Origin of the sequence: Pantoea sp. NSTU24, from assembly GCF_050157905.1 — a bacterium.
Classification (GTDB): Bacteria; Pseudomonadota; Gammaproteobacteria; order Enterobacterales; family Enterobacteriaceae; genus Pantoea.
The window spans coordinates 2,469,700-2,496,048 of sequence record NZ_JBKIWZ010000001.1; the positions used below are offsets into that span (position 1 = coordinate 2,469,700).

Annotated in this window: 19 protein-coding genes and 1 pseudogene; 5 read left to right on the top strand and 15 right to left on the bottom strand. The window is 58.2% G+C overall.

Annotation, left to right across the window (positions count from 1 at the left end):
- Nucleotides 1–48: 48 nt before the first annotated feature.
- The 12 genes and pseudogenes from recD to rppH form a co-directional block, all read right to left on the bottom strand.
- Entirely contained in the window at nucleotides 49–1,890 is a 1,842-nt protein-coding gene (gene recD, locus ACLHDD_RS11720; protein WP_427104242.1) for an exodeoxyribonuclease V subunit alpha, read from the bottom strand.
- The gene (recB, locus tag ACLHDD_RS11725) at nucleotides 1,887–5,426 is read right to left on the bottom strand and encodes an exodeoxyribonuclease V subunit beta (RefSeq protein ID WP_427104243.1); all 3,540 of its coding nucleotides are present in this window, start codon (nucleotides 5,424–5,426) and stop codon (nucleotides 1,887–1,889) included. The genes recD and recB overlap by 4 nt, the downstream gene beginning before the upstream one ends.
- On the bottom strand, nucleotides 5,423–8,314 hold the full coding sequence (gene ptrA, locus ACLHDD_RS11730) for a pitrilysin (protein ID WP_427104244.1): 2,892 nt from the start codon (nucleotides 8,312–8,314) through the stop codon (nucleotides 5,423–5,425). Before ptrA ends, recB begins: the two co-directional genes overlap by 4 nt.
- 106 nt (nucleotides 8,315–8,420) lie before the next feature.
- The gene (gene recC / locus ACLHDD_RS11735) at nucleotides 8,421–11,798 is read right to left on the bottom strand and encodes an exodeoxyribonuclease V subunit gamma (protein ID WP_427104245.1); all 3,378 of its coding nucleotides are present in this window, start codon (nucleotides 11,796–11,798) and stop codon (nucleotides 8,421–8,423) included.
- Between the two features lie 101 nt (nucleotides 11,799–11,899).
- On the bottom strand, nucleotides 11,900–12,139 hold the full coding sequence (locus ACLHDD_RS11740; RefSeq protein ID WP_427105206.1) for a prepilin-type N-terminal cleavage/methylation domain-containing protein: 240 nt from the start codon (nucleotides 12,137–12,139) through the stop codon (nucleotides 11,900–11,902).
- Between the two features lie 46 nt (nucleotides 12,140–12,185).
- A complete protein-coding gene (locus ACLHDD_RS11745; RefSeq protein ID WP_427104246.1) occupies nucleotides 12,186–12,590 on the bottom strand; it encodes a DUF2509 family protein in 405 nt (134 codons plus the stop codon).
- Nucleotides 12,587–13,114: a prepilin peptidase-dependent protein gene (locus ACLHDD_RS11750; RefSeq protein WP_427104247.1), complete on the bottom strand. Its 528-nt coding sequence runs from the start codon at nucleotides 13,112–13,114 to the stop codon at nucleotides 12,587–12,589. The genes ACLHDD_RS11745 and ACLHDD_RS11750 overlap by 4 nt, the downstream gene beginning before the upstream one ends.
- Nucleotides 13,111–13,578, bottom strand: coding sequence for a prepilin-type N-terminal cleavage/methylation domain-containing protein (locus ACLHDD_RS11755; protein ID WP_427104248.1), 468 nt, complete (start codon nucleotides 13,576–13,578; stop codon nucleotides 13,111–13,113). Before ACLHDD_RS11755 ends, ACLHDD_RS11750 begins: the two co-directional genes overlap by 4 nt.
- A gap of 185 nt (nucleotides 13,579–13,763) precedes the next feature.
- Nucleotides 13,764–14,558 (bottom strand): thymidylate synthase, encoded by a 795-nt coding sequence (gene thyA / locus ACLHDD_RS11760; protein WP_427104249.1) that lies wholly within the window; start codon nucleotides 14,556–14,558, stop codon nucleotides 13,764–13,766.
- A pseudogene (lgt, locus tag ACLHDD_RS11765) lies at nucleotides 14,555–15,435 on the bottom strand (prolipoprotein diacylglyceryl transferase). Before lgt ends, thyA begins: the two are co-directional and overlap by 4 nt.
- Nucleotides 15,436–15,702: 267 nt before the next feature.
- On the bottom strand, nucleotides 15,703–17,949 hold the full coding sequence (gene ptsP, locus ACLHDD_RS11770; RefSeq protein WP_427104250.1) for a phosphoenolpyruvate--protein phosphotransferase: 2,247 nt from the start codon (nucleotides 17,947–17,949) through the stop codon (nucleotides 15,703–15,705).
- Nucleotides 17,950–17,961: 12 nt separating this feature from the next.
- Entirely contained in the window at nucleotides 17,962–18,489 is a 528-nt protein-coding gene (gene rppH, locus ACLHDD_RS11775) for an RNA pyrophosphohydrolase (protein ID WP_313654756.1), read from the bottom strand.
- 684 nt (nucleotides 18,490–19,173) lie between these two features.
- Between rppH and mutH the strand changes: the two genes are divergently transcribed.
- The 4 genes from mutH (at nucleotide 19,174) to ACLHDD_RS11795 (ending at nucleotide 22,178) form a co-directional block, all read left to right on the top strand.
- A complete protein-coding gene (gene mutH / locus ACLHDD_RS11780) occupies nucleotides 19,174–19,851 on the top strand; it encodes a DNA mismatch repair endonuclease MutH (RefSeq protein ID WP_427104251.1) in 678 nt (225 codons plus the stop codon).
- A 98-nt stretch (nucleotides 19,852–19,949) separates the two neighbouring features.
- Nucleotides 19,950–20,660 (top strand): TerC family protein, encoded by a 711-nt coding sequence (locus tag ACLHDD_RS11785; protein WP_128083953.1) that lies wholly within the window; start codon nucleotides 19,950–19,952, stop codon nucleotides 20,658–20,660.
- A 118-nt stretch (nucleotides 20,661–20,778) separates the two neighbouring features.
- Nucleotides 20,779–20,997, top strand: coding sequence for a YgdI/YgdR family lipoprotein (locus tag ACLHDD_RS11790; protein ID WP_427104252.1), 219 nt, complete (start codon nucleotides 20,779–20,781; stop codon nucleotides 20,995–20,997).
- Nucleotides 20,998–21,137: 140 nt separating this feature from the next.
- A complete protein-coding gene (locus tag ACLHDD_RS11795) occupies nucleotides 21,138–22,178 on the top strand; it encodes an NADP(H)-dependent aldo-keto reductase (protein WP_427104253.1) in 1,041 nt (346 codons plus the stop codon).
- 36 nt (nucleotides 22,179–22,214) lie between these two features.
- On the opposite strand, the gene ACLHDD_RS11800 is transcribed toward ACLHDD_RS11795, so the two are convergent.
- The gene (locus tag ACLHDD_RS11800) at nucleotides 22,215–22,667 is read right to left on the bottom strand and encodes a GNAT family N-acetyltransferase (protein WP_427104254.1); all 453 of its coding nucleotides are present in this window, start codon (nucleotides 22,665–22,667) and stop codon (nucleotides 22,215–22,217) included.
- A 165-nt stretch (nucleotides 22,668–22,832) separates the two neighbouring features.
- Nucleotides 22,833–24,089, bottom strand: a complete 1,257-nt coding sequence (gene lysA / locus ACLHDD_RS11805) for a diaminopimelate decarboxylase (RefSeq protein ID WP_427104255.1) — start codon at nucleotides 24,087–24,089, stop codon at nucleotides 22,833–22,835.
- 102 nt (nucleotides 24,090–24,191) lie between these two features.
- Here lysA and ACLHDD_RS11810 point away from each other — a divergent pair, with 102 nt between their 5' ends.
- Nucleotides 24,192–25,112 carry a LysR family transcriptional regulator gene (locus tag ACLHDD_RS11810; RefSeq protein WP_427104256.1) on the top strand — a complete coding sequence of 307 codons (921 nt, stop codon included), beginning with the start codon at nucleotides 24,192–24,194 and terminating at the stop codon, nucleotides 25,110–25,112.
- Here the strand turns inward: ACLHDD_RS11810 and ACLHDD_RS11815 are convergent.
- Nucleotides 25,109–26,272, bottom strand: coding sequence for an MFS transporter (locus tag ACLHDD_RS11815; RefSeq protein ID WP_427104257.1), 1,164 nt, complete (start codon nucleotides 26,270–26,272; stop codon nucleotides 25,109–25,111). The two genes, ACLHDD_RS11810 and ACLHDD_RS11815, sit on opposite strands and share 4 nt — an antisense overlap.
- Between the last annotated feature and the right edge of the window lie 77 nt (nucleotides 26,273–26,349).

Here is a 26,349-nt window from a genome sequence, read left to right on the forward strand (position 1 = left end):
ACACGGTAGGAAACAGGCGGCCTCCGGGCCACCTGTTTTCTGCCCTCTTCAGCCGTCTGCGCCCAGGCGTTCGACCAGACCGCTGCGTCGCTGCGTCTGCAGCTGAACCGCACGCTGGAACACCCCCGGTTCGCTGTAAATCGTCAGCTGTCGCCGCGCACGGGTGATCGCGGTGTAGACCAGCTCCCTCGTCAGCACCGGCAGAAACTGCGTCGGCATGACCAGCGCAGTATGGTCAAACTCCGATCCCTGCGATTTGTGCACCGTCATAACCCAGGCCGTTTCGTGTGATGGCAACCGGCTCGGCTGAATCGCCTTAATCGACCCATCCGGCAGCGGGAAGAAGACCCTGAGATTGCCCTCCTCATCGCGCAGCGTAATGCCGATATCGCCATTGAACAGGCCAAGCGCGCTGTCATTGCGGCTGATCATTACCGGCCGTCCGGCATACCAGCGGCTGCCGACGCCGGGACGCCGGATGCGCTGTAACTGCATCAGTCGCTGTTCGATGCGCTGATTCAGACCCTGCACGCCAAAGGGCCCTTCACGTAATGCACACAGCAGCTGATACCGGCCAAACGCGGCAATCACCTCCGCCGGAGGCGCCTGCTCTCTGATGAGCTGCAGAAACGGCTGATACCCCTGCGCGACCTCATCCAGCATCGCCTGATAGGCTTCGGCGCTGTTCAGCGTCTGATAGCTGACATCCGCGCAGGCCGAGGTGAACAGAGCATTGACCTGCACAGCATCCCCCCGGTTGATCGCTTTAGCGAGCTGACCGATGCCGGAGGTGGCATCAAAACGGTAACTCTTCTGCAGCAGGCAGATGCTGTCGCGCACGGAGGGTGCCTGTGCATCATCACTGCCCTCAAGGGCGCAGCCGGTCAGCCGTGTGAGCTGCTCTGCCCGGGCCAGACTGTAACCGCCCTCGGTGCAGCGGCAGATATCACCCAGCACGGCCCCCGCCTCAACCGAGGCGAGCTGGTCGCGATCGCCCAGAAAGATCACGCGCGCATGGCCAGGCAGTGCGGCAATCAGTTTTGCCATCATCGGCAGGTCAACCATCGATGCCTCATCCACGACCAGTACATCCAGATGCAGCGGATTTCCGGCATGGTAGCGCATCCGCTGGGTTTCGGGCTGAGCGCCCAGCAGACGATGCAGCGTGGTGGCTTCAGCCGGAAAACGCCGGCGCTCTTCGTCGCTGACGGCCAGATCCTGCAGGGCTTTGCCCAGTGATTCGGTCAGCCGCGCCGCGGCTTTGCCGGTTGGTGCGGCCAGCTGGATCCGCAGCGCGCCCGGATGCAGCCGGATCAGTGCAGCGAGGAGCTTTGCCACGGTGGTGGTTTTACCGGTGCCCGGCCCGCCAGAGATCACCGCCGTCTTGCGGGTCAGCGCCACGGCCGCCGCAATCTTCTGCCAGTCCTCTGGCTGGTCACCAAACAGCGTGTTCAGCACCTCACTCGCGGCCTGGATATCAAACGTGGTTTTTACCTCCTGCGCGGCAAAGAAGTCGGCTACCCGGCCTTCACTCTGCCACAGCCGGTGCAGATACAAACGCTGGTGGCTCAGCACCAGCGGCGTCACCCGGCTGCCGTCGCTGACGGCTGGCCAGTCAGCCAGACGTGCAGGCCAGTCATCCGGCGCGCCCGCCGCCTGCCAGATTGCCTGGGCCAGCGCAGGCTGACGACCGGCAAACAGGGTTGCTTCGCAGAGGTTGCTGAGTGGCAGACAGACATGACCCTCACCGGCTTCCGCACTGACGCAGGCCGCTGCCAGCAGCAGCGCAGGCTGTGATTCCGGCGCGATCAGTCGCGCAAACTGAATATCCAGTGGCCGCAGGAGACGTTTCTCTGCCGCCTGCAGTAGCAGGCTTAGCATCTCATTCATACCCCCTCCCCGGGTTCACCAAACAGTGCATCGATTTCTTCCACAAAGTCTTCATCAGGACGGGTAGCAAAGATGCCGTTATCCGGCGAACTGCCATCCATCCCGCGTAAAAACAGATAAAATACGCCACCAAAATGGTTCTCATAGCGGTAGCCGGGCAGACGATGCTGCAGATAGCGATGCAGCGCCAGCGTATAGAGCTGATACTGCAGATCGTAGCGGTGGCCGATCATTGCCTGCGCCATCGCCTCAGGGGTGTAAGCGGCGTGACTGTCCCCGAGCCAGTTCGATTTATAGTCGAGCAGATAATATTTGCCCTGCCAGCGGAAGACCAGATCGATAAAGCCCTTCAGCATTCCGCGCACCTGACGGAAATCCAGGGGGGCAGCCTGGCGGGAAAGCGGATCATGACGCCGCAGCAGCGCGTCGAGATCGGCCGCCGTCAGCAGGTTGTTGATTGGCAGATAGAACTCCATCTCAATCAGCCGTTCGCTGCTCTTTATCGCCGACAGCGTCACCCCTTCCGCGTTAAGCGGCGTGCGCAGAACGCGCTCGATCCACTGCTCCAGAACCGGTAACCAGCTCAGCGAATAGCCATTATGCTGCAGCTGATCTTCAAGCCACATGCGATCCGGCGACTCGGTAAAGTCGATCGACTCAAACAGACCATGTAAAAACGTGCCAGGTGCCGCACCGCGCGGAAAGTGATGGGGCGTCAGAGCCGCCTCTTCGTTCGCTTCCTCCTCACCTGCCGCGTCAATATCGAAGCTGGGCAGCGCATCCAGCAGCGGTGAACTATGATGCTGTTGCAGGCCAGAGTAGCTGGTTACGCGCCAGAGATCGGTCAGCGTGCGCGTCATGTCGCGGCTGCTTAATGCCTCATCATCCTGTCGTGCATCCTGCCACCTCTCGCCTGGCAGCAGATCCTCTTCTGTCAGCGCAATGCCCTCACCGCATAAGGCATTCAGCCGCTGGCTGAGCTGCCGGGCATCAGCCGCCTCGCCCTGCTGCACCAGATAGCCCAGCGCGCTCTTGTGCAGATCGCTTTCACCCTCTTTTTTGCGGGTGCCTTTAATCAGCGGCGCAATGCCGACACTGCAGTGATAGACCGAACGGGTCAGCGCCACATAGAGCAGTCGCAAATCTTCCGCCAGACGCTCCTCTTCGGCCAGCGCCAGGCTTTGTGCATCACCCTGCACATCCAGCAGCGCCGTAAAGGTGTCGCGGTCGTGGTAGAGCGCGCTGGCCGCCTCGCGGAATCCGGCAGCAAACGGCAGCCAGACCAGCGGATACTGCAGCCCTTTCGATTTATGGATGGTGATGATCTGCACCAGATGCCGATCGCTTTCCAGACGCAGCTGCTGGCTGGCGGCCTGGCTGTTTGGCCGGGCAATCTGCTGCGCCAGGAAGCGCACCAGCGCATGCGGACTCTCCAGCTGCACCGACGCCTCCTGCAGCAGTTCACCCAGATGCATCAGGTCCGTCAGCCGCCGCTCACCACTCTCCGAGGCCAGCATATTCTCTGCCAGCTGCCGTTTAATCATCACGTCCCGCAGCATCGGCAGGACGCCGCGCTGGTGCCACAGCTGCTGCCAGGTGGCGAACTGGTCCACCAGCGCATCCCATTCGCGTTCGTTCTGCGTCAGCGCGTCAAGCGTTGCCGCATCGATGGCAAAAATGGAGGTGGCCAGCGCGCTGCGCAGCAGGCGTTCCTGTTCCGGTGCCTGTATCGCCTGCAGCAGCCAGAGTAACTCACGCGCTTCCGGCGTGATGTAGACGCTGTCCCGGCTGGAAAGATAGACCGATGGAATCGCCAGCGCATTCAGCGCATCGCGGATTAAACCGGCCTCATTGCGGCTGCGCACCAGTACGGTGATGTCGGACGCCCGCACCGGCTGGAGCGCCTCACCTTTGCCCAGCAGGGCGCGTCCCTGCTGACCTGCAATCAGCCAGCGGCTGATGTCGGCCGCACACTGCTGCGCCATAAATTGCTGGTAGTCACTACTGCCGACGCCCTCGCCGGGCTGCAGCCAGAAGCGCAGCGCCGGTTGCTGCTGCTGATCACGCGTCAGCGTCAGCGACTGATTCGATGCGGCGGGCTTCACTGGCTGGAAAGGGATTGCCGAAAAGAGAAAAGGCGAATTGACCTGAGAAAACAGTCGGTTGACGCTCGCGACCATTTCGGGAGAGGAGCGCCAGTTGGTATCCAGTGTGTAGTGAGCACTAACTTCGCTTCGGGCCCGCAGATAGGTAAAAATATCCGCGCCACGAAACGCATAAATCGCCTGCTTGGGATCGCCAATCAGAAACAGTGCCTGTTCAGGCTGATTAATGTAGAGCGCGCGGAAGATACGATACTGCTGTGGATCGGTATCCTGAAACTCATCAATCAGGGCAACCGGAAAGCGTGTCCTGATGGTTTCGGCCAGCAGGACGCCGCCCGGCTGTTGCAACGCCTCATCCAGCTTACTGAGCAGATCGTCAAAGCCTAACAGCGCACGTAGCCGTTTCTCACGCTGCACTGTGGCACGCACATCGGACAGCGCCTGAGCGATGATCACATCGCGCAGCGACAGGGGTTCGGCCAGGAACTGATCGATCGCCTCAAACAGCGCATGACGGGGCGCTTCACCCTTTTTGGTTTTCTCCGCCAGCACCTGCTGCCCGAAGCGCTCCAGCTCTTTAGGTAACTGATAATCCAGCGTCTCGCTGCTGGCCCACAGCGTGACGCGGGCCACCCAGTTGGGCAGGTGTTTACTGCTGTAGCTGCGCTTATCCACGCCTGATGCGCTGACGATCCCCTCTACATCTGCGCTCAGCGCCTGCCATTGCTGCTTGATGGTTTTGATACGCGCCAGGTTACGGGCGTGGCGGTTCTCCAGTGTCTCACCGGCTGCAGGCGGACGTTTCAGCCCCGGCGACTCCCCCTGCAGCCAGGGGCGCAGCGTTGCCAGCAGACTGTCAGGTCCGTTCCACTCTGCGGCGATGATCCGCGCCACATCGAGACTCAGTGGGTAGCACTGGCGACGCCAGAAATCGGCGGTTGACTGTTTCAGCAGCGCCTGCTCATCTTCAATTAACTCCTGCTCGAACAGCATCCCCGATTCAAAAGCATTGAGATTAAGCATCCGCTGACAGAAACCGTGAATGGTGAATATGGCGGCTTCGTCCATCTGTCGTTCAGCCGCCAGCAGTTGTGCGGCGGCCTGACTCAGATCCGGCATCTGCGCCAGCAGTAACTGGTGCATCGGATTACTGCTTTTGCCGCGAATGCAGGCCAGACGAAGCTGATGAATATTCTCACGGATGCGCCCGCGCAGTTCAGCGGTCGCGGCCTCGGTAAAGGTCACGACCAGAATTTCTTCCACCGAGAGCGGCCGGCTGTAAGCATTTTCGTCGCCCAGCCCCAGCAGCAGCCGCAGATAAAGCAGACCGATGGTAAAGGTTTTGCCGGTACCGGCGGACGCCTCAATCAGTCGCTCGCCCCTGAGCGGCAGTGTCAGAGGATTCAGCGAAATAGCAGGTAACGGCGTCATGGGGTTTCACTCTTTACCGGCAGCGACTGCTGCAGTTTTGCGACTTCAGCCCAGGTCTTCCAGCCAGGCTGCCGGGCAAATTCAGTTTTGCCATTGCCGGTGCCTGCAATCTGTGAGGTCATCACCATACCTTTGTGTTCAATCACGGCGCGCCGGAAAAAGTCCGCCAGGCTGATTGGGGTCAGCTGCTGAACCTGCTCAATCATTTTCTGTCGGGTATCAAAGCGGTCGTTCTGGCGGTCGAAGTCGCGGCCGAAACGATCGGCCTCTTCATACAGCGTCTGAGGACGCTGCTGCAGATCGTTAATCATCGCCTGCTGGTACTGTACAAAATCGGCCTGACTCATGCTGCGCAATCTTTTTTCTGCCTGAGGATAGAACGCCTGATATCGCTGTAACAGCCAGCCGGGCTGCTTACTGTTACTTTGCAACAGGAAACCAACGCCCCACTGCCGTCCCACGGGCATCTGGAAGGCAAACACCGCATAGCCAAGCTGCTCTTTGGTACGCAGCTGATTGTAGAACCACGGCTGTACGATCTGGCTCAGCATCGCGCTGTTCGCCATGCTCTGATATTCACTGTACCCCAGTGGTACGTAGAGTGCGGCCAGAGCAGAGTCGGTGCTGCTGCCCTGCTGCTGCAGATTGACTTTCAGCGGTTTGTTGATGGTGACGAACTGGCTGGGCCAGTTACGCGGTGCATGACTCTGCATCTGCTCCCTGAGCTCATGCCCGAGCCGGACCACGCTGTCTGCGCTAAGATTTCCCACCACCATCATCTCTGGCGTGGCATCACGAAACAGCGTATCGCGGTAGTCACTGACATCCTGAAGCGAGATACCACTCACCAGCCGGCGGCGGGTTTCGCGCTGGGTGTAGGGCAGCTGTGACAGCATCTGCATCGGCTGAATAGCCTGCTCAAACGCTTTGCCTTTTTCCGCCGCGTCGAGCCGCTCCAGATACCAGGATTTGGCCTGCTCAAGCTGCTGTTCTGTCGGCCGGAAACTGGCATACCCTTCTACCAGCTTCTTCAGCAGCATTGGCAGCCGCTGAGTAAAACCATTGGCGCTGAACACCAGCCCCTGATCTTCACCGGTTGAGAAGCTGATGCCACCCACCGAAGCCTGTGAGTTAAGTTCATCCAGCGCCAGGCTGGAAAGGTAGTCGTTCAGCCCGAACAGCACCTGCTGACGGGCGTCGCTGATGGCATTTTTATTGCGCAGCGCCAGGGTTATCGCCGCTTTCGGCTCACTGGCATAGTAGCGACTGGGCATCCAGTAAATACGCATTCCCTCTTTATTCTCCAGCCTGACCGGATGGGTATAAATTTTGCCATCAGACGGCAACAGGGTGAAATCATCCGGAATATAGGGATTCAGCACCGGCATCGCAAGGGGGATCTGACTGGCACGCTGCTGCCAGTCAGCGAAGGTAGCGGGTGTGATTTTCTCTACCTGATAGGGCGCCTCAACAAAATAGGCGTTTTTATTGTGTGGCTCCTGCGGGCTGATATACCAGATGCGCGCATGCTGCGGCGTCATCTCATCCAGCCGGGCATGTATCGCGGCCGCGTCATACTGGTCCGCCAGATAGGGGGCATCCAGCGTATGCTCAATCGGAACGCGCAGCATGGTATCTGCCAGCCACTCAATGTAATCCATATCGCGGGTAATAGAGGGATAGCGGAAGTCGAGCGCCAGTACATGCGATACCTCATCGAAGTAACGCTTATCATCGCTCTGCTGACGCAGCAGATGGATGTAGCTGAAGATCGCCGCCACGACCTCGTCACGCTGCGCCAGACCTTTGTCAGTCAGGGAGACGGTAATAGCAAAGACGCCGCTGTTACGCTCGGTCATTGGGTCAGCGCCCGCGTTAACGCCGTCGGCCAGCCCCTGTTTCTGCAGCCAGTCGGTCAGCGTGTTTTTACTGCGATTACCGATCAGATAGCTGATGAGCGTGTCGGTTTTACTGCGAAAGCGATCGCTGTTATTGGCAATGCGGAACTCAAGTTTAAGCTGTTTGCGCGGCTGAGCCGGAACGTAGTGAATGATGATGCCCTGCTGCGCATCGGTCACTACCGGCACCGTTATCGCCGGCACGCTGGCATCATGATTCTGCACCCGGCCAAACGTTTTCGCCGCAATTGCCGCCATTTCTGGCAACGGCTTGTTGCTGTAGATAACCGCCTTCATCAGGTTGGCCGAGTAATGGGTGTGGTAGAAATCCAGCAGCGCCTGGTGCAGCTTGCTGCCAGGTTTATCTTTCAGGGTATCGAGATTCCCGCCTGAGAAGCGTGACGCCGGATGCGCCGGATTCAGGGTTTCTGCGCCGACCTGCGCCATACGCAGTCCGTCGCGTGAACGTGCCATTGTCAGCTCGGCGTTGACGGCATGGCGTTCGCGATCGGCATTAACCGGATCCAGCAGCGGCTCAGCCACGGCATCGGCCAGCCGATCAACCGCCGGTGCCAGCGAATCATTTTCCACTTCCAGATAGAAAGCGGTGCGATAAGCAGCGGTACTGGCGTTATGGCTGCCGCCATGTTTTTTAAGAAATTCGGCCAGATTGTCTGGCTGCGGGTAGTGCTTTGAGCCCATCAGCACCATGTGTTCCAGATAGTGCGCCAGTCCTGCCTGCTGATCGGGATCGTCCAGCGATCCTATCGGCAGTGTCAGCGCGGCCAGGGATTTCGGCGCGACCGGATCGGAAACCAGTAATACGGTCATGCCGTTATCCAGCCGGATTGCCTGATAATGGCGCGGATCCTGTTCACTTTTGCGAATGGTTTCATTCACTGGCTGCCAGCCTGATGAGGCCTCCGCCAGAGCCGTGCAGGCCGTCAGGCCAAACACCAGCGCCGCTATCCAGCGTGCGTATACCCGCATGTAAACTCCTCTCATTTCCCGATAAGCCGCCCGTTTCTGACCCGGCAACTCAAAGCAGAGCAAAATTGCTGTGTAAAATTAATAGGCAAAAACGCGCGCTGAGCGGTTATTCATCGTCCTGATGCGCCGTCAGCACGGGCAGATACCAGTGCTGTGCCGCCTCAGTGATCTGCTGCAGCTGTGCTTCATCCAGCACCCGGCAAAGACGCTGCAGATAGGGGTCGCCTCCCTCACCTTCCACCTGATAGTTGCCCTGCCAGGCGGCCAGCAGGCGATTACGCGCTTTAAGCTGCGTCGCCTCATCAGTAAGCATCTGCTGACTTTTTTTGTCGTAGCTGGCGGTAAGCCAGGCGCCTCCGCTTTTGTTGAGTAACATCAGCGGCTGACGCATACCGGCCAGATAGCCCGCAACATACTCATTCAGCGCCGCGACCGCCTCTGCCTGCGGCACCGCAAGGAACGTCCAGCGGCTCTTCTGGCGGCCAAACATCCGGCTGCTGCCGGTGCCGCCCAGTGCGCAGTAGACCAGATGCTCCAGCCAGAGCAACAGTCCATCGTTCATGTTGAGCACGCCAGGCCGCCAGCGCAGCAGTCCATCATCCTGCACCTGCGTCAGCCAGCCGGTTAAGCTGACCTGATCCAGTTGCAGATTGACTTCCCAGCTCACGCCGTCGCTGCGCTGCGTGACGACTTCCACGGCCACCTCCTGCATCTCATCGCGCTGTGCCTGCCAGAACAGTTCACCGAACGCGCCATAGGGCAGATTACCGGCCGCACGATGATGCGCATAGAGCCGCTGCGTATCCTCACCTTCAACCAGCGCATTCAGCAGCTGCGCGTTAATCTGATAACGTTCGAGGTTGTCGAGCGCAAAAGGTTCGCTGTCGGGCAGTTCGTTCTCCTCCAGCCAGAAACTGACGCCGAGCCGCTGGTGGAACCAGGCACGCACCGGATGCCGCCAGAAGCGCAGAAACGCTTCCAGCGTCAGGGTCTCAATTACCGGGGCCGTCAGCGGCTGCACAAAGTCGGGCTGAGGCTGACCTGCTTTCTGCGCGGCAGGCAGCCACTCACGGGCAAAACTCTGCACCCGGGCAGCAGGCTGAAAGTTCTCCGCGTCAAACGGCATCCGGCTATGCAGATGCTGCAGGTGCATCCGCACCCGTTCTGCACTCTCATCCAGCTCAAGGTGGCCGTCACCCTCCAGATAGAAGCTCTGTCCGATGTAATCCAGCAACTCTGTGACCAGTACAGAGGGGTAGCGTTCGGTATTATCCTGAATCGCCCGGCCGATGTAGCTGATATAAAGCTGCCGCTGCGCAGAGATCATCGCCTCCAGAAAGAGATAACGGTCATCATCGCGGCGGCTGCGGTCGCCTTTGCGGGACTGTTGCTGCATTAAATCGAAACCCAGCGGCGCAAGCGTGCGTGGATAGACGCCGTCGTTCATTCCCAGCAGACAGACCAGCTGGAAAGGAATGGATCGCATCGGCATCAGGGTACAAAAGTTAATCTGTCCGGCCAGAAAACGCTGACTGATACGTTGCTGGTCGAGCCGGCTGCGCAAGTCGTCGCGCAACAGTGATACCGGAATCGCCTCTTCAAACCGCGCAGCCATGCCGTAGTCGATCAGCGCCTGCCACTGCTCCTCGACCAGCAGCAGTGCGGCCTCGGTTTCTGCATCGGGGCTGAAAAAGGCGTTCAGCAGTTCACGGCACAGTGGCAGCCACTCTGCCAGTGGCCGGGCTTCAGCCAGCCGCTGTCGCCAGTCGTTAAGCCGGGAGAGCAGCTCTGCCAGATGGCCCGCCAGTTCTCCCACCAGACCACTCGATTCGTCATAGGGCAGGATCCCTTCCCAGTCACCGTTGTGGCTCTCCATCGCATAACCGAGCAGCATACGCTGCAGGCCAAATCGCCAGGTGTGCTGGCCGGTGATGGGGAGTGACAGCGCCTCCACACTGGCATCATCCAGGCCCCAGCGTATGCCCGATTCACTGACCCAGCGCCGCAGCAAACGCAGGCCACTTTCATCAATCGAGAAGTGAGCAGCCAGCGCCGGGACATCCAGCAATGCCAGCACATCTTCCGAGACAAACCGGCTGTCCGGCAGCGCCAGCAGCTGCAGAAACGCCACAATGGCTGGATGCGCCTGACTGGCGCGACGGTCTGAAATGGCAAAGGGCAGATAGCGATCGGCTGGCGCATTGGCAAATACCGCCTGGATGAAAGGTGCATAGGCGTCGATATCGGCCACCATGACGATGATGTCACGCGCTTTTAAATCCGGATCGGCCTCCATCATCGCCAGCAGATGATCCTGCAGGACTTCGACCTCGCGCTGGGCGCTGTGGCAGACCTGAACGGCAATAGATCGATCGTCCGGATCCAGACAGCGCTTACGATCGCTGTGCGCCAGTTCTGCGGCGTTCAGACCGATAATGGCGTTGTCCTGCAGATTAAGAAGATCGTGCTGCATACAGTGCAGCAGGTTGTCCGGTTCAACATCTACAAAGGCATCGATATCGTCGTTTGAGTCCATCTGACTGAGCAGGAACAGATTGTCACGTCCCAGTTTCCCCCAGGAGGCAAGCAGCGGATTCGTCAGCTGCTGTTCCCCGGCGTCGTTAAACAGCGCCGGGGCCTGCTCTGCATTGCGGAAAAGCGCGCGCGTTTCATCCGCGCCATGTCGCCGGCGCTGACGACTCTGCAGCTTCGCCAGAAACGCGTAGTCCTGAATATCGCCCCAGTAGTCACGACAGGGATTGGTGAACAGCAGATGGATATCGATGTGACGACCCAGCGCCTGCAGCGCCTGCAGATAGACCGGCGGCAGCGCCGAGATGCCACAGATGAACACCCGCTTTGGCAGATTGTCCGGTGTGCTTTTCGCCTGCTCCAGCGTCTGGATAAAGCGCGCATAGAGGTTAGCACGGTGCCATTCCGGCTGGCGCAGGACCTGAGTATAACTGACCAGGTCGCGCCAGAGCGCAGCCTGCCAGCGTTGCGCATCCCCCAGACCTTCGATCGTTTCACCGCGCTCCCAGCTGTTGAGCCAGTCGGCCCGGTAAACCAGATACTGGTCAAAGAGATCGGCTATGCGGGTACTGAGCTGAAACAGCTTACGTTTGTCGCCGTCGTCATGGAGGTAGTGCCGCAACGAGGTAAACTCGTCCTGCTCCAGCATGACCGGCAGCCGGTGCATCAGTTTCCAGCCCATGCTGGCCTTGCTGAAGGCGCTCTCTACCGGGATGTCCGGCAGGACGCGGACAAACATTTCCCAGATAAAACTGGCGGGCAGCGGAAACTCAATGTTGGCGGCAATGCCAAAGGTTTGCGCCAGCTCCATCTGCAGCCATTGCGCCATTCCGGGGCTCTGCACCAGGATCATCTCAGAGGCGAACGGGTCATCAAGAGGATCATGTTTAATCACCGCAGCCGCCAGAATCTTCAGCACATCAAGCTGATTTGAGTGATAGACATGAAACATGAAAACTCCTGTGATAACTCAGAACATGACTGCGGTATTGCGGCCCTGTCACTTTACCGCGTATCGCTGCTGAAACCCATCAAAAGGGCGATATGGCGCGCTTAACATCGCAGTCGCGTGAGCGTGGCGCGGCGCTGCCAGGGGCCCATGACGTCAGCCTGCTCAAAGGAACAACCTGACGGACCCGTTTTTTGCTGCAGGCTGGATCGCCAGCCTGCCACGTCATGCCCGTTCAGTCGCTGTTCAGCGACCCGCCAGGCCTCGCGCTGCGCCCACTGCTGACTGAAGCTCAGCGCCAGCGCGCGGTGATAGTGCAGCAGTGTGCTGGTGCTGAGCGCCATAAGCAGCAATGCAAACAGGAGCTCCGGCAGGCTGAATCCGCGGCAGTTACAGGCAGGCTGCCGGGGGCGTGAGCGGACAATAGTCGATCCAGCCGTGGGGCAGCGCAATGACCTGATGGCCCTGTAACCGGCCCCAATGCCAGACGGCCATGCCACTGTTGCTGGCTTCACCTTTAAGCAGCACATCATCCTTTTCTCCTCTCTGTAAACAACTGCGCCAGCCCTGGCGCGCGTCCTGCTGACAGTGCGCGGCCTCGCTGGCTGACCAGCGCAGGGAAAACCCCCACTGCAACGCAGACTGCGCCTGCCAGAAATCGTTAATGTCATGCTGCTCATTCGCCAGCAGGCGCATTCCCTGCTCAGACATGTTGCGGCTGGCGTGCAGCGTAATGCTGCCGATCAGCAGCATCATCATGACCATGCCCAGGGCGCTGCTGCCTCGCTGCCTCACAGATTCTCTCCTTCAACCCAGCTCTCGATCGTTTCAAGCCAGCGTCCGGCCCGCCCCTGCAGTACGATTCTGATCTGCCTGCCCTGCCGGCGGAGACTGAACTGCTCCAGCGTCATGAAGGCGGGATCGGATAGCCGCTCCCACCCCGCAGACTGACACTCATCCACCCCGCGCTGCGTCTCAAGCTGCTGCTGTCGCAGGCGATAGCCGTAATAATCGCTGCCGGTATGACCTGCCGCGTCCCATCTCCCGTTGCTGTTCTCATCCCAGCGCAGCAGCAGGCAGTTCTCGCGGAGGGTCAGTGCGCCCGGCCCGCATTCGCCATGACAATAGCCGGCACGCCGCACTGCTTTTTCCAGTGTGGTCATTATCTGCTGTAACTCCTGACGCAGCTGCGCACGCTGTAGCACGCTGGCACTCTCTGCCACCAGCCGCGGCAGAAAACGTCCGACGCTGATCATCACGACGGCACTGATTGCCATTGCAATCAGCATCTCCAGCAGGCTGAATCCGGATACTTTCAACGACAACTCTCCTCATCCGTCATGCAAAGACGAATACGGGCCCTGGCCGAGATGATCAGCCTTATGCGTCCGGCGCGGTTTTCCAGCACGATGCTGCCCGCAGTGGCGACATTGCGACGGCCATAGAAGCCCGGTTCGCCGCGGATGCCAGTCAGTGCAACATCCCGATGGGGGACGATGAAATGCAGCGTGTTACCGGGATGGCATTCACCGACAGGGCTGCCGACACCGATGCACCAGGGCGTACCAGACCGCGACCATAAAAGCAGGTCGCTGTTGTGCCGGTTTGCCCTGGCGCGTATCCGCAGCAGAAATCCCTGCAGCTGCTGCGCGCTGTCGCGCAGTTGCTGTCGCTGCTGCCAGCGCTGCCAGCCGTGCAATCCCGCGAGACTTAATGTGCCGGCAATCACCATCACCAGCAGCAGTTCTGGCAGGGTAAAGCCCCGCATGTATGCTGTTTTCATCGGGTGAGCGTGCGGTTTGCGGAGAGGTGAGACAAGCGTTTTTCAGGCACGCTGGAACGAAGCTGGCAGAGAATCGGCTTCACTGACAGAGTCGGGCAAAAGCGTGCGAGCACTGCCGCAGAATGGGCGATCTGCAGGCAAAAAAAAACCCTGGCGGCGAGCCAGGGCTTTCTCATTTTTATCGATCAAATGGCGACCGGAGCTTTGATCGCAGGATGCGGATCGTAGCCTTCAATCTCAAAGTCATCGAACTGATAGTCAAACAGTGACGCCGGTTTGCGCTTGATAACCAGCTTTGGCAATGGACGCGGTTCGCGGGTCAGCTGCAGGCGCGCCTGCTCCAGATGGTTACTGTAGAGGTGCGTATCGCCGCCGGTCCAGACAAAGTCACCGACCTGCAGATCGCACTGCTGCGCAACCATGTGCACCAGCAGTGCATAGCTGGCGATGTTGAACGGCAGGCCCAGGAAGATGTCGCAAGAACGCTGATAGAGCTGGCAGGAGAGTTTGCCATCCGCCACATAGAACTGGAAAAACGCGTGGCAGGGTGCCAGTGCCATCTCACTGAGTTCACCCACATTCCAGGCAGACACGATAATCCGCCGGGAGTCGGGATCGCGCTTCAGCTGCTCCATCACCTGGCTCAACTGGTCAATCTCCTGGCCGCTGGCGGTTCCCCAGCTGCGCCACTGTTTGCCATAGACCGGGCCGAGATCGCCATTCTCATCTGCCCACTCATCCCAGATCGAAACCTTGTTCTCTTTAAGGTAGCCGATGTTGGTGTCACCCTTCAGGAACCACAGCAGCTCATGAATAATCGAGCGGACATGACATTTTTTGGTGGTGACCAGCGGAAAACCATCCTGCAGATTGAAACGCATCTGGTGACCAAAAATTGAAAGCGTACCGGTGCCGGTACGGTCAGCTTTTGGTGTGCCTTCGTTCAGCACATGCCGCATTAAATCCAGATACTGTTTCATTTTTCCTCACGAAATTGGGGCTGCGGGCGACGACGATACGCCCAGATCATCATAATAACGCCGGCAACAATCATGGGCACAGAGAGGATCTGGCCCATGCTGATGCCGCCTTCAAACAGGCCAAGCTGGGCATCCGGCTGGCGGAAGAACTCCACGATAATGCGGAACGCGCCATAGCCAATCAGGAACAGGCCAGAGACGCTGCCCATCGGGCGTGGCTTGCGGATAAACAGGTTGAGGATGATAAAGAGTACGATACCTTCCAGCGCCAGCTCATAGAGCTGCGACGCGTGACGCGGCAGCACGCCGTAGGTGTTCAGCAGGGCCTGGTACTGCGGATTGTTGGCGGCCAGCGCGACATCCTCGCTGCGTGAGCCCGGGAAAAGCATGGCATAGCGGAAGTTCGGATCGACACGGCCCCAGAGTTCGCCGTTGATGAAGTTGCCAAGACGACCGGCGCCCAGACCAAACGGAATCAGCGGTGCAATAAAATCAGAGACCTGGAAGAAAGTGCGTTTGGTGCGGCGGGCGAAGATCAGCATCACCACAATCACCCCGATCAGGCCACCGTGGAACGACATGCCGCCATCCCAGACTTTGAACAGATAGAGTGGATTTTCCAGGAACAGTGGCAGGTTGTAGAACAGCACATAGCCGATACGTCCGCCCAGGAAGACTCCCAGGAAACCGGCGTACAGCAGGTTCTCAACTTCCTCTTTTTCCAGCCGCTGCCAGGTTTGTTTGCCCGGCGTACCGCCAGCCACATGGCGAAAACAAAGCCCACCAGATACATCAGACCGTACCAGTGAAGCGAAACCGGTCCGATCGAAAAGATCACCGGATCGAACTGCGGAAATGCAATATAGCCGTTATTCATCATTCACCGTCTATTTTTCAGCCCTGAAAAGGGGTGTTGTCAGGCACATAAATTAAGGCTGCGCATCATAGCACAGCCGGTTTTGTGAAATGTCCCGCAAATGTAAACGCGGATAACCCGTATAGCCTGACCCGTCAGGCATACGTTGTTACAGCCAGTCCGGATACGGGCAGCGCGGAACAACCGGCGCGTACACAGCGTACGTGAGGATTGTGAGCACTGCCCGGAGGCGGAATGACAAATAAAATAGCCTGACGGGCCCGGCGGTTAGCGACCGCCGCGGATTAACCCCCCCAGACCACGCCGCTCCATAAACGCTGAAACCAGATGGCGGACTTCCTTCGCCGTGTGCGCATGCATCCCCTGCTCGCTGAGCGTCTGCGCCTCTTCATAATCCAGATGACGCAGCAGATATTTTACGCGCGGAACATTCCTGCCGTTCATGCTGAGGTGGTGATAACCCAGACCGACCAGCAGAGCGACACACATCGGATCGCCCGCCATTTCACCACACAGGCACAATTCCAGATTAGCCAGACGGGCTTCCTGCGCGATTGCATGCAGCGCGCGCAGCATCGCCGGATGCAGCGAATCATAAAGATTGGCGACGCGCGTGTTATTGCGGTCCACTGCCAGCAGATACTGAGTCAGGTCGTTGGTGCCAACCGAAATAAAATCGACCCGCGATGCCAGATGCGGGATCATAAACAGCATTGACGGCACTTCGATCATGATACCGATACGCGGCGCGGGAATGGGGTATCCCAGCATCTCTTCCACTTCACGACCGGCACGATCGATCAGCTGTTTTGCATCGTCGATCTCATCGATATGACTGATCATGGGCAGCAGGATACTGAGGTTGCCGGAGGCGGCGTTAGCACGCAGCATTGCGCGCACCTGCACCAGAAAAATCTCCGGCTGGTCGAGCGTCAAACGGATACCGCGCCAGCCCAGACAGGGGTTTTCTTCACTGATTGGCATGTAAGGCAGCTGTTTGTCTGCCCCGACATCGAGTGTACGCAGCGTGACGGGCTTATCGTGAAACAGCTGCAACATGCCCTGATACTGCGCGACCTGCTCCTCTTCAGACGGAAAGCCGTTTTGCAGCATAAAGGGGATTTCGGTGCGATAGAGGCCAATGCCATCTACCCAGCTGCCGAGCGCCTGCTCATGCTCCGGGCTTAATCCGGCGTTCAGCATTACCTGCACGCGCTCGCCACTTTTCAGCTCACCCGGCTGGTCGACAACCCCTTCCGCCATTTTGCTCAGCGCATTCTCTTCGCTGATCAGTCGCTGATACTCCTGCACCAGCACCGGCTCGGGATCGATCAGCAGCTCACCGCGATAGCCATCGACGATCAGCAGACGTTTGTTCAGCTGATGAGGCTGAATATCCGCTCCCATCACCGTCGGGATGCCCATGGCGCGCGTCAGAATCGCGGCGTGCGAGTTGGCGGCGCCATCGCGCACGACGACGCCCGCCAGCCGCTCCTGCGGCAGCTCCGCTAAGGTGGTGGCGGTCAGCTCATCGGCCACCAGTACAAAACGCTCCGGCCAGGCGTTGGTGCCGACCAGCGTATCATCAAGGTGAAACAGCAGGCGCTGACCCAGCACCCGCAGGTCGCCTGCGCGTTCGCGCAGATAGCTGTCGCTCAGGCTGGCGAACTGCTTAGCAAATTTCCCGATCACCTGTTTTACCGCCCATTCGGCGACGGATCCGCGTTCGATCTCCGCGAACAGATCCTTTTTCAGCCGGGCATCCGTTAACAGGTGAGAGTAGAGATCGAAGATGGCCGCGCTCTCTTTCTGGGCGCTGGCACTGAAACGCTTACTGAAGCGACGAAACTCATTGGCTGCTTCGCTCATGGCGAGCGACAGCCGTTCGCGCTCACGCTGTACATCCAGCGTTGAGGCGGCCGAAACCTGGTCGAGCAGGGGCTGAGTCTCATCGACCCAGCCTGGCGCCACGGCGACGCCCGGCGCTGCCGCAATGGCGCGCACCCGGGTCTGCCGGAACTGACCAAATAACTGTCCCATCTGAGACTGTGACAGCAGCGTCGCCATCTGCGTGGCCAGCGTGACCAGAAACGACTCTTCGCTTTCATCAAACTGACGGTGTTCGCGCTGCTGCACCACCAGCACGCCAAGCAGCTGGCGACGACTGATAATGGGAACGCCGAGGAAGGAGCGATAGCGCTCTTCTTTCACTGAGGGAATATATTTGAAGCTGGGGTGGCTCTGCGCATCCGCCAGGTTGATTGGCTCAGCCAGACGGCCCACTAAACCGACAATCCCTTCATCAAACGCCAGCGTCACCGTGCGGCCACGCGGCTTTTTAAGTCCGCGCGTCGCCATCAGGTAATAGCAGCGACGATCGTGGTCGGCGAGGTAAACGGAACAGACTTCCGTTTCCATCGCCAGACAGATCTCATTGACCAGAATGTCGAGTGCTTCATTGAGACGCGGCGCACTCGCCACTTTTTCTACAATTTCGCGCAACTGAGTGAGCATAAAGGGCGTGGCCTATCCTCTCTTACGTCGATGGGCAGAATTGTTTCGCTGCCCCGCACTCTCCTGCATAGTCATTACCACGCCAGCGAATTCCTTCATCACCCGACGGTAAACGTCGCGTTTAAAAGAGACAACCTGACGCACCGGATACCAGAAACTGACCCAGCGCCAGCCATCAAACTCCGGCGTGCTGCTGTGTTGCACATTGATATCCGCGTCATTACACATTAACTGCAAGAGAAACCACTTTTGTTTCTGGCCGATACATACCGGCTTTGTGTCCCAACGCACCAAACGTTTTGGCAACTTGTAACGCAACCAGTTACGGGTAGAAGCAAGTATACGTACATCCTTCCGGTGCAACCCGACCTCTTCGAACAGTTCGCGATACATCGCCTGTTCTGCGGTTTCACCGGGATTGATGCCTCCCTGAGGAAATTGCCAGGAGTGCTGTCCAAAGCGCCTGGCCCATAACACTTGTCCCTGCCGGTTACAGATTACGATACCAACATTCGGGCGGTAGCCATCATCATCGATCACCGGACTACCTCAAAGCAAAATTTGAATGGGCTGATTGTTTCATACTCCTTACAGGCGGTAAACCACTGGATTCATGAGGGGTTAAGCCCTGTTTTTCGGGATAACTCACAGGAAAGCGTAAAGTTATAAACAAAAACCACCAAAAAAATCGATCTTATTCACTATTTCTGTGGATAGCTTTGTGCAGAACGCGGGAGTTAACTGAATAACCTCTTTTTATGACGTCAGATAGCCAGCGCACACCACCTTATTATCTCTATGATATTATTGAAATTATATCCATAATGCCCTTCAGCACGCTTTTTATAAACAACGAATAGTTTTGCGGCTGCTGACAAATGTTTAAAATTTAACCACTGACTTTTTTATCCACAGATAATTGCTCAGAGTCAGGTCATGGCGGTGAAAATATGCTCACATCAGGAAAAGTCAAGGCTGTAAATGGAACCAGTACCGTACATAACGGGGTGTTATCCCATTTTTCTGTGGATAACCGGGCTGGAGATCCTGTTCATTGTTGCGGGTAAACCGGGATAACCCGGAACGCCTGTGGATGACGTCGGGCTGCCGCAGTCAAAAAAGCATGATCTATCATGTTATTATCGATCCCGATGGCGGTTTATTATTCTCAGGTGCCTGACCTGTTCGCCGCTGTATAATTTTTGACCAGATTAAGTGAGTGACATGCGTAACCAGCCCGGACCACCCAAAGATGAAGCCAGCCTGCTGGCGCGCGCCCAGGATTTAGCCGGATTTACGCTGGAGACGCTGGCTGGACGCGCGGGTCTGCCGATGCCTGCCGATCTGAAACGCGACAAAGGCTGGGTCGGTATGCTGCTGGAGTGGCACCTTGGTGCCAGCGCCGGCAGCAAAGCGGAACAGGATTTTGCGCATCTTGGCATCGAACTGAAAACCATCCCGATTGATGCGCAGGGTAAACCGCTGGAAACCACTTTTGTCTGTGTCGCGCCTCTGACCGGCAACAGTGGTGTCACCTGGCAGACCAGCCATGTACGCCATAAGCTGGCCCGGGTACTCTGGGTCCCGGTGGAAGGCGAACGGACGATCCCGCTGCGGGAACGCCGTGTCGGCGCGCCGCTGCTCTGGAGCCCGGACGAAAAAGAAGATGAGCTGCTGCGCCAGGACTGGGAAGAGCTGATGGATATGATCGTGCTGGGACGCGTTGAGCAGATCACGGCACGACACGGCGCCTGGTTGCAGATCCGTCCTAAAGCCGCCAATAGCAGAGCCCTGACCGAAGGGATCGGCGATCAGGGCCAGCCGATCCTGACCCTGCCGCGTGGCTTTTACCTTAAAAAGAGTTTCACCGGCCCGCTGCTGGCACGCCATTTTCTGCTCTGAATCGTCTTCCACGCCGACAGGGCCGCAATTTTGCGGGAGATCGGCGAATCGAATGCGTATAATCGTCGTTTACTTTTCGTTTAGGATTGAATGTCGGTATGTTTGAGTGGATTTCTGACCCCAACGCCTGGCTGGCGCTGGGTACCCTGACCATCCTTGAGGTGGTGCTGGGTATTGATAACATCATTTTCCTGTCACTGGTGGTCGCGAAACTGCCGAAACATCAGCAAGCCAGCGCACGCCGCATTGGGCTGATGGGCGCAATGTTAATGCGTCTGGGTCTGCTGGCTTCCATTGCGTGGGTCGCGCGTCTGACTAACCCGCTCTTCACGCTGATGGACCACCCTTTCTCTGCACGCGATCTGATTCTGCTGTTCGGTGGCCTGTTCCTGCTCTGGAAATCAAGCATGGAGATCCACGAAACGATCGAGGGCAGCGAAGGCGAACACAACACCCGCGTACATTCGTTTCTGGGCGCGATTGTGCAGATCATGATGCTCGACATCATCTTCAGCCTTGACTCCGTAATCACCGCCATCGGCCTGTCCGATCATCTGTTCATTATGATGGCGGCGGTCGTGATTGCCGTGATGATGATGATGTTCGCCGCGCGTGCCATTGGCGAGTTCGTGGACCGCCATCCGTCCGTCAAAATGCTGGCGCTCTCTTTCCTGATCCTGGTTGGTTTTACCCTGATTCTGGAGAGTTTTGCGGTGCATGTACCAAAAGGTTACATTTATTTCGCCATGTTCTTCTCAATGGCGGTTGAGTGCCTTAATCTGATGCGCAGTAAGAAAAAGCACGCCTGAGAAAGTCAAGGGCGAGCCTGCTCGCCCGGTTATTTTCAGATTCCTTCGATTAACCCCGCTGGCAAAACCATTTATTACTACACTTTTTGCAATCGACAATTTGTGAGGATAAGGCGTGATGAGAGGGTTGGCAGGCGCAGCACTGATAGTATTAGCCGCAGCATGTTTAAGTGGATGCAGTTCTGATTACGTGATGGCGACCAAAGATGGCCGCATGATCATGACCGAAGGAAAGCCCAGCATTGATAAAGAGACGGGCCTGGTTGAATACACCGACCAGACGGGCCACGCCGTACAGATTAACAGTGACGAGGTCTCAACGATCATTGAACGTTAAGTGCCCGATTTAACCACCTGTCACCGCTTCGCCGCTGACAGGTGATTTCCCCGACTTTTCCCCCTTCCTTCCCCGCCATTGCTCGCGCTATAGTCCCTGAGGACACAACATTCCGTTCCATAAAGAAAAGGACGCTGGCAATGCACTATCATCGTATTCCCCACAGCACGCTGGAAGTGAGTCAGCTGGGACTGGGCACTATGACGTTTGGCGAACAGAACAGCGAAGCCGACGCGCATGCTCAGCTGGATTTAGCTATCCGTTCTGGCATCAATCTTATTGATACTGCCGAAATGTATCCGGTGCCACCGCGCCCGGAAACCCAGGGTCTGACTGAACGCTATATTGGCAGCTGGCTTAAAGCGCGCGGCTGTCGCGACAAAATCATTCTGGCCAGCAAAGTCGCCGGGCCAACGCGCGGCAGCGATGCCACCATTCGTCCGGATATGGCGCTGGATCGAAAAAATATCCGCGCCGCGCTCGACGCCAGTCTGAAACGCCTGAATACCGACTACCTTGACCTTTACCAGCTGCACTGGCCTCAGCGTCAGACTAACTTCTTTGGCAAACTTGGCTATCAGTATAGCGAAACCACTGCGCAGGTCACGCTGCTGGAGACGCTGGAAGCGCTGACCGAACAGGTTCGCGCCGGTAAAATCCGCTATATCGGAGTGTCGAACGAAACCGCGTGGGGCGTCATGCGCTACCTGCAGCTGGCAGAGAAACATGAGCTGCCGCGTATCGTCAGCATCCAGAATCCCTACAGCCTGCTGAACCGCAGTTTTGAAGTTGGCCTGGCCGAGATCAGCCAGCATGAAGGGGTCGAGCTGCTCGCCTATTCCAGCCTGGCCTTCGGCACGCTGAGCGGTAAATATCTTAATGGCGCACAGCCTGCGGGTGCGCGCAATACGCTGTTCAGCCGCTTCACCCGTTACAGCGGCGAGCAGTCACAGCAGGCGATTGCCGAATATGTGGCTCTGGCTCAGCAGCATCAGATCGACCCGTCACAGATGGCGCTTGCCTATGTGCGACAGCAGCCGTTTGTGGCCAGTACACTGTTGGGCGCCACCACGCTTGAGCAGCTGCAGCTGAACATCGACAGCTTTAATCTGACTTTAAATACAGAGATCCTGGAAGGTATTGAGGCGATTCACCGCCGTTATACCTATCCGGCGCCCTGAATGTGCCTGCCAGCTGCCGTCGGTGGCTGGCCTCTTTTACAGGTCGCGGCAGTAGAGCCTGACAGGCTTGTCAGGATACTCCAGCGCCTCACCCTGTGGCAGCCAGCCAAACCGTTCGTAATAGCCCGTGAAGGTGGACCATAGCCACAACCGCGGATAGCCCTGTTCCTGAGCCCATGCAATGACATGCTGCTGCAACGCCTCACTCACGCCTTTGCCTCGTGCCGGTTCATCCACATAGAGAGCCGCCAGCCAGGGAAAGAGATCCTGACGGCTGATGAGGTCGCAGCGCCAGAAGCCGACGGTGCCGATCGCCCTGCCCGCCTCGATCGCAACAAACGTAATCGGGAATTCAGCACCGTTCAGGCTGCTGTTGACGACGCTTTTAAAAAACGCCCGACTGCTGGCGTCACCAAAGGCGCGCCACTGCCAGTCAGTAATCTGTTCGGCAAACTGCGGGACTTCGCTGAGCGAAACGATCTTAATCACATTCACATCCTTTAAAGGGAGCACTGTGCGGATGACGATATTGCTGAAGCCTGCGCCAGAAAAGGCAATCTCTTCGGTCACAGGGCGCAGACGTGAAACTGCCCGCTAAGCAGAGCGGGCAGTTTATGAGGTGGCACAGAGGCGGCGTGCTGGCCGCCGGGAAGATTAGCCGATTTCCAGTGCCAGCAACGACTGGATTGTCTGCGCGCGGCGGATTTCACGCGGCTGGCCCTGCTCAAACAGCACTTCGGGGATCAGCGGGCGGCTGTTGTAGTTAGAGGACATCGAAGCACCATAAGCACCGGTGTCATGAAAGACCAGGTAATCGCCTACTTTTGCCGCCGGAAGCGCGCGCGGCTCGACCATGCCGCCTTCCAGCTGGGTAAAGACATCGCCCGATTCGCACAGCGGACCCGCAACCACCGTATCGACAGTCTGCTGCGCATCAATCGTCCGCCCGTCGCCCGTCATCAGCGAAATATGGTGATAGCTGCCGTACATCGAAGGGCGCATCAGGTCACTGAAACCGGCATCGACCAGCACGAAGTGACGGCTTCCCATCGACTTCACCGCCCGGACCTGCGACACCAGCACACCCGCCTCGGCCACCAGGAAGCGCCCCGGTTCGATCTCCAGTTTGATCGCATGGCCCAGGTGCTGCGCGATGCGCTGCCGTGCCGCATCCCAGAGTCCGAAGTAGTGTGCGGTATCGATCGCCTCTTCGCCATAGCGGTATGGCACAGAGAGGCCGCCGCCTGCAGAGATCGCCGTGAGATCCTGACCGGAGGCCACCACCAGTTCCACCATCGCATCGCACACCTGCTGCAGATGCCCATAGTCCACGCCTGAGCCGATGTGCATGTGAATGCCCACCAGTTTCAGGCCATGCTGCGCAATCGCGGCCAGCGCCTCTTCCAGGTCACCATGCCAGATGCCATGCTTGCTGTTTTCACCGCCGGTATTGGTTTTCTGGCTGTGACCATGACCAAAGCCAGGGTTGACCCGCAGCCACACCGCATGTTCTGGCGACATCGCGCCCAGCTGATGCAGCATATCGATTGATCCGGCATTCACCGGCACCTTCAGCGCCGTGACCCGCTCCAGCGTCGGCTGGTCAAACAGATCGGCGGTAAAGACGATCTCATCACCACCGGGCTGATAACCGGCGGCCAGCGCACGTTCAATTTCGCCCAGTGAGACCGAATCCACCTTCACGCCTGCCGCGCGCATCAGGCGCAGAATATGGATATTCGAGCAGGCTTTCTGTGCAAAGCGCACTACATCAAACGCCTGCAGCTGGGCAATCCGCGCCTCAATAATCTGCGCATCATAAGCCCAGAATGGCCCGGCATAACGGCGTGCCAGCGGCAGCAGATGCGCGGCGTTGAGCGCGGTTTCGGTATTCTGTAAAGGACGTGGCATAGCAGTTCTCCTGTGGCGATAACGGCATTAAGCCAGAAACATGCCATAGCGAAAAATATCTGTTTTAATAGCATCTATGCAGAATGGATATAGGTAGCAGCTGTGGCAAACATAAACTGGCGGCATATTGAGGTCTTTCACGCAGTAATGACCAGCGGCAACCTGACCCAGGCGGCCACGCTACTTCACACATCACAACCGACCGTGAGCCGGGAGCTGGCGCGCCTGGAGCAGCAACTGGGGCTGGCGCTGTTCGCCCGGGTGCGCGGTCGTCTGCAGCCTACGGTGCAGGGTCTGCGACTGTTTGAAGAGGTGCAGCGATCCTGGTATGGACTGGACCGCATCATGGAGGCCGCCGAGGGGCTGCGCCAGTTCCGCCAGGGTGAGCTGTCGATTGCCTGCCTGCCCGTCTTTTCGCAGTCGCTGCTGCCGCCGCTGTGCCAGCCTTTTTTGCAGCGCTACCCGGATGTCAGTCTGAATGTCATTCCGCAGGAGTCGCCGCTGCTGGAAGAGTGGCTTTCCGCGCAGCGTTATGACCTTGGCTTAACCGAAACCCAGCACGCCCCGGCCGGTACGGATCGCTTTGCCCTGCTGACCTGCGACGAGGTGTGTGTATTGCCGCAGCAGCATCCCTTATGCGAGCGTGACGAGCTGACGCCACACGATTTTGCAGGCGAAAAGTATGTCAGCCTGTCGCGCAGCGACAGCTATCGCCAGTTGCTGGATACGCTGTTTCAGGAACAGGGCGTCGAACGACGGCTGGTGATGGAGACGCACAGCGCGGCCTCCGTATGCGCAATGGTCAGAGCGGGCGTGGGGATTTCGATCGTAAATCCGCTGACGGCGCTGGATTACGCTGACAGCGGCGTGGTGATGCGTAAGTTCAGTGTGGCGGTGCCGTTTACCGTCAGTCTTGTGAGGCCCTGTCACCGTCCCGCCTCGGCGCTGGTTGACGCTTTTGTCACTCACCTGCAGCAGCAGGTAAGTGACTTTCCAGCCCGGATCGCTGCGCGTCTGACTTAAGCGCGGACGCTGGCGGTCGCACGACCTGATTTACGGAAGGTGAACAGGCAGATCAGCAGGCCGATAACGGCCAGCGCAGCCGCGGCAACCGGCACCGCCGTCAGGCCAAATCCTTCGCCAATCACGGCTCCGCCCACCCAGGCACCCAGCGCGTTGCCGACGTTAAATGCCGAAATGTTCAGGGTGGAAACCAGATTAGGCGCCTCTTTACCGTGACGCACCACGTTGATCTGCAGACCGGGCACGGTAGCAAAAGTGGCCATCGCCCACAGGAACAGGGTAATCTCGGCCAGCCACAGCGCATGGCTGGTCCAGCTGAACAGCAGCGAGAAGATAGCGATCAGGGAGAAGCTGAGGATCAGGCTAAAGGAGACTTTCCAGTCGGCCAGCCGGCCGCCGAGAATATTACCGACCGTCAGGCCTGCGCCAATCAGGAACAGCGTCCAGCTTACGCCACGACCGCTGATACCGGTTACCTCTGTCAGCAGCGGCGCAATATAACTGAACAGTGCGAACATCGCCGCAGCAAAAAACACCGTCATCAGTAAGGAGAGCCACAGTTTACCGTTAGCCAGCGCACCAATTTCACTCGCCAGATGAACCGGTTTTTCCTGTCTGTTCTGCGGCAGACTCACGATCAGGGCGATAAACGCCAGCACACCAATTATTGCCACGCCCCAGAAGGTCGCGCGCCAGCCAAACATCTGTCCAAAACTGGTGCCCAGCGGCACGCCGAGCACGTTGGCTAAGGTGAGTCCGGTAAACATCAGCGCCACGGCAGACGCCTGACGATCGGCAGGCACCAGACTGGCCGCGACCACCGCGCCGATACCGAAAAACGCACCGTGACAGAGCGCAGTAACGATCCGGGCCAGCATCAGCAGGTGATAGTTATAGGCCAGCGCGCACAGCAGGTTGCCGATGATGAAGATGACCATCAGCAGAATCAGCGTTTTTTTGCGCGGCAGCCGTGCGGTCAGCAGCGCCATAATTGGCGCACCGATCGCCACACCCAGCGCATAGCCGCTGATCAGCCAGCCCGCCGACGGAATGGACACCTGAAGGTCGCGAGCCACCTCCGGCAGCAGTCCCATAATGACAAACTCCGTGGTTCCGATGGCAAACGCACTCAGCGCCAGCGCCAGTAATGCTACAGGCATAACTCTCTCCCGGTCTTATTTGCAGGTGAACCGCGCAACTGCGCAGCGACGCGACGCGCTATAAAATTTGATCTGCG

Bases quoted from the DNA above. Each gene is read 5' to 3' on its own strand.
- recD (WP_427104242.1), bottom strand. From the start codon at position 1,890: ATGAATGAGATGCTAAGCCTGCTACTGCAGGCGGCAGAGAAACGTCTC.
- recB (WP_427104243.1), bottom strand. From the start codon at position 5,426: ATGACGCCGTTACCTGCTATTTCGCTGAATCCTCTGACACTGCCGCTC.
- ptrA (WP_427104244.1), bottom strand. From the start codon at position 8,314: ATGCGGGTATACGCACGCTGGATAGCGGCGCTGGTGTTTGGCCTGACG.
- recC (WP_427104245.1), bottom strand. From the start codon at position 11,798: ATGTTTCATGTCTATCACTCAAATCAGCTTGATGTGCTGAAGATTCTG.
- ACLHDD_RS11740 (WP_427105206.1), bottom strand. From the start codon at position 12,139: ATGGCGCTCAGCACCAGCACACTGCTGCACTATCACCGCGCGCTGGCG.
- ACLHDD_RS11755 (WP_427104248.1), bottom strand. From the start codon at position 13,578: ATGAAAACAGCATACATGCGGGGCTTTACCCTGCCAGAACTGCTGCTG.
- thyA (WP_427104249.1), bottom strand. From the start codon at position 14,558: ATGAAACAGTATCTGGATTTAATGCGGCATGTGCTGAACGAAGGCACA.
- ptsP (WP_427104250.1), bottom strand. From the start codon at position 17,949: ATGCTCACTCAGTTGCGCGAAATTGTAGAAAAAGTGGCGAGTGCGCCG.
- mutH (WP_427104251.1), top strand. From the start codon at position 19,174: ATGCGTAACCAGCCCGGACCACCCAAAGATGAAGCCAGCCTGCTGGCG.
- ACLHDD_RS11785 (WP_128083953.1), top strand. From the start codon at position 19,950: ATGTTTGAGTGGATTTCTGACCCCAACGCCTGGCTGGCGCTGGGTACC.
- ACLHDD_RS11790 (WP_427104252.1), top strand. From the start codon at position 20,779: ATGAGAGGGTTGGCAGGCGCAGCACTGATAGTATTAGCCGCAGCATGT.
- ACLHDD_RS11795 (WP_427104253.1), top strand. From the start codon at position 21,138: ATGCACTATCATCGTATTCCCCACAGCACGCTGGAAGTGAGTCAGCTG.
- lysA (WP_427104255.1), bottom strand. From the start codon at position 24,089: ATGCCACGTCCTTTACAGAATACCGAAACCGCGCTCAACGCCGCGCAT.
- ACLHDD_RS11815 (WP_427104257.1), bottom strand. From the start codon at position 26,272: ATGCCTGTAGCATTACTGGCGCTGGCGCTGAGTGCGTTTGCCATCGGA.